General features: G+C 60.5%; 4 protein-coding genes. 1 reads left to right on the top strand and 3 read right to left on the bottom strand.

The features are described from left to right. The 3 genes from P792_RS38770 to cysS form a co-directional block, all read right to left on the bottom strand. Positions 1 to 259, bottom strand: a 259-nt coding sequence (locus tag P792_RS38770; protein WP_235075448.1) for a VOC family protein, incomplete at its 3' end; no start/stop codon positions are given. A 10-nt stretch (positions 260 to 269) separates the two neighbouring features. Then, positions 270 to 1,049, bottom strand: coding sequence for an RNA methyltransferase (locus P792_RS27600; RefSeq protein WP_023978556.1), 780 nt, complete (start codon positions 1,047 to 1,049; stop codon positions 270 to 272). After that, entirely contained in the window at positions 1,046 to 2,401 is a 1,356-nt protein-coding gene (gene cysS, locus P792_RS27595; protein ID WP_023978555.1) for a cysteine--tRNA ligase, read from the bottom strand. Before cysS ends, P792_RS27600 begins: the two co-directional genes overlap by 4 nt. Positions 2,402 to 2,497: 96 nt before the next feature. Here cysS and P792_RS27590 point away from each other — a divergent pair. Continuing rightward, positions 2,498 to 3,771: MATE family efflux transporter (locus P792_RS27590; protein WP_051395859.1), on the top strand; the 1,274-nt coding region annotated here is incomplete at its 3' end.

Genomic DNA, 3,771 nt, shown 5'->3' with positions numbered 1-3,771 from the left:
CGGCGTCCTGCATGTTGCTCACGGAAAAGGCGAGATGACGCAGCCCGGCAGCTTCCGGCTGGGTCGGTCGCGAAGGTGGGGTTGGAAACGAGAAAAGCTCGATCTGGGTATCGCCAATGGCGATGTCGCATTTCCATGACTGCCGCTGCGCACGCCAGACCTCACGGATAATTTCCAGCCCCAGCACCTCAGTATAGAAGCTGCGCGATTTCTGATAATCCGAGGCGATGATCGCGATATGATGGACGCCGTTGAACATCGTCTGACGCCTATTGCTGTCGGGCTTTGCGGCCATTGGAGAGTTCTGTCACGACGCCATGCATGGTGCGGAGTTCCTGTTCGGTCACTTCCCCACGCTGGAACAGATGACGCAGATTGCGCACCATACCAGGGCGCTTCTGCTCATTGCGCAGGAAGCCGCACTCGTCGAGATCTCGCGTGAGATGGCCGAGGAAGTTTTCCAGCTCACCCTTGGTCGCTACATGTGTCTCGTTTGTCATCAACGTGCGTGGCGGCGTGGTCTCGCAGGCCATCCACCACTCATAGGCCATGATCAGCACCGCCTGAGCGAGATTGAGTGACATGAAATCGGGGTTGAGCGGATAGCGTATGAGGATATCGGCGCGCGCCATGTCCTCATTATCGAGCCCTGCGCGCTCCGGACCGAAAAGCAGCCCTGCCTTGAGCCCCCGATCAGCAATTGCACGCAGTTCTGACGCGGCACCACGGGCCGTCATGACGGTCTTGACGATATGGCGTGGGCGTGGGCAGGTCGCCATGACGTGGTGGAGATCGGCAACAGCCTCATCCACTGTGTCGAAAACCTGCGCCTCGTTCAGAATCCGGTCGGCACCGGACGAGGCATACCAAGCGCGCTCCTGCGGCCAGCCATCACGCGGCGCAACGATACGCAGATGGAAGAGACCGCCATTGGCCATGGCACGGGCCGTCGTTCCGATATTCTCGGCGAGTTGCGGGCGCACCAGAATCACGACCGGGCTGAAGGCCCCGATCGGTCCGATATCGGCGCCACCATCACGACCCGTCATGCGCGCCTCCATTTCGTTCCCTGTGCGGTATCTTCAAGAATAATCCCCTGCGCGGCCAGATCGGTCCTGATGGAGTCTGCAAGGGCGAAATTACGTGCTTTCTTGGCCTCGGCACGCTGGACGATCAGGGCATCAATGGCTCCGTCATCCGATCCGGCACGGAACCAGTCATCGGCCGACTGGCCAAGCAGGCCGATCATGGCGCCAGAAGCCTTGAGCGAAGCCGCTGCCTGTGCATCGCCAGCGAGGGCAGCATCGGCCAGCGGGTGCAGGCAGGAGAGGGCGAGAGGTGTGTTCATGTCATCGCAAAGGGCGGACATGAAATCAGCATCGACTGCGCCGGGTGTGACAGACGGGTGTTTCTCAAGGGCGCGATAGAAGCGATCGAGCATCCGCTTCGCGTCTTCGAGTTTTTCCCAGGTGAAATCGAGCACCGAACGGTAATGGGCACCAAGCATGAGCAGGCGCAGCGCCTCGGCCGGGGCGCGGGTCAGCACCTCGCGAATGGTGAAGAAATTGCCCAGAGACTTGGACATTTTCTCCCCATTGGAGAGCAGCATGGCATTATGCAGCCAGTATCGCGCAAAGCTGCTGCCCGGATTGCAGCAGAGAGACTGGGCCCGTTCGTTCTCATGATGCGGGAAAAGCAGATCGTCGCCCCCGCCATGAATGTCGAAACTCTCACCCAGATAACGATGGGACATGGCCGAACATTCGATATGCCAGCCGGGGCGGCCGCGGCCATACGGACTGTCCCATCCAGGCTGTTCCGGCGTGGATGGCTTCCACAGGACGAAATCGCCGGGGTGACGCTTGTAGGGCGCGATCTCTACCCGTGCACCGGCCAGAAGATCGTCCGGGCTACGTCCGGACAGGGTGCCATAACTCGCGCAGCGATCGACCGCGAAAAGAACATGGCCCTCTGCCTCGTAGGCGTGGCCGCTTGCGATCAGCTGGGCAATCATGGCCAGCATGTCGTCGATATGGTGCGTGGCGCGGGGCTCGATGTCGGGTGGCTGGATGCCCAGCGCTGCGACATCTTCATGAAAGGCGATGGTCGTGCGGGCCGTCAGGCTCGCGATATCCTCACCATTATCCCGTGCCCTGGCGGTAATCTTGTCGTCCACATCCGTGATGTTGCGGACAAAGGTCACACGCGGGAACAGCGTACGCAGCAGGCGGACCAGAATGTCGGCGCTGAGCATGGCACGCAGATTGCCGATATGCACGGCGTCATAAACCGTGGGTCCACAGTAATAAACGCGCACATTTTCAGGGTCCAGGGGCGTGAAAACCTGTTTCCGCCGCGTCTGGCTGTCATGAAGGGACAGGGTATAGGGTGGGGTGGCCATGGAGTTGAGTAGATGCGTCAGCCCCGCGCCCCATGCAACTCTAATTTACGGCTTTTGGTGCTGGTTTTCTTTCGGCACTGCTATAATCAGGGCTGCATGACAGAAATTCGCTCTTCCGCAACGGCCCCGCGCTGGGGTGAACACCTGCGTGCGCTGATCAGAATTGCCGCGCCGCTGAGTTTTTCGCAGTTGAGCGAAATGGCCATGAATGTCACCGATACGGTGCTGCTTGGCAGTCTGGGTGCCACGGCGCTGGCGGTGGGTGGCATGACCACCAATCTCTTTTTCTGCACGTTCATCACGTTTCAGGCGGCGCTGGGTGGGGCCAGCATTCTCATCGCGCGGGCACGCGGCCGTGCCTTCGCGTCGCAGGAGCGTCTGGAAGATCTCTCGGGCATCGTGACATCAGGCGTCTTGCTTGCTCTGCTGCTCTGTCTGCCAGTGCTGGCCATTCTGCTGCCCGCAGGGTCGCTGCTTAGTTTCTTCAACGAGCCCGCCCTGATCGTTTCACAGGGCAGCCGCTTCATGCATCTGCTGCTATGGGCGCTTCTGCCCAATCTGGTCATTATCGGGCTCCTGCGCATCATCCTGCCTGCGTTTGGCAGTGAACGTCTGCTGCTCTGGACCATGCCGGGTATGGCGGTCATGAACGGCTTTCTCAATGCAGGTCTGATCCATGGGCGCTTTGGTCTGCCGCGTATGGGGCTGTGGGGTTCGGCCTGCGCGACCATCGTGACGGGCTGGTCGGTTGCCATCCTGCTGGTAATCCTTGCCCGGCGCCAGTCCTTACTCAGGCCGCATCTTCGCCTGACGCGGCCCGATCCACGCGCCATGATGGAAATGCTGCGTCTGGGGCTGCCCATGATGGGCGCAACCGGCGCAGAATTGCTGGCGTTCCAGATGACAGGGCTTCACGCTGGCGCGTTGGGGGCTGTCTCGTCGGCGGCACATCAGATAGCGCTCAGCGTGACCAGTACCGCATTCATGATCAGTCTGGCGCTCTCGCAGGCGGTGAATATCCGGGTTGCGTACTGGCTGGGCGCTGGTGCTCCTGCGGCGGCCCTGCGCGCCACGCTCGGGGCGGTCATGCTGGTGGTATTATGGACATGCTTCACCGCCACGATCCTGCTCGTCTTCCCGCAATACATCGCCGGATTCTATGTCGATCCGCATGGTCAGGATGCGGCGCAGGTCATTCCACTAGCTGTGACGCTTCTTAAAATTGCGGGGATCTTCCAGATTCTTGATGGCGTGCAATGCGTCTGTTCTGGCGCGCTTCGCGGTTGCCATGACACGTTCATGCCAATGGTTCTGATGGTGGTGACCTATATCCCCGTATCCATCCTCGGGGGCGACTGGCTGGCGTTCAA

The organism is Asaia sp. SF2.1 (assembly GCF_000505765.1).
GTDB lineage: Bacteria > Pseudomonadota > Alphaproteobacteria > Acetobacterales > Acetobacteraceae > Asaia > Asaia bogorensis.
This window is presented reverse-complemented; position numbering and strand designations above follow the sequence as displayed.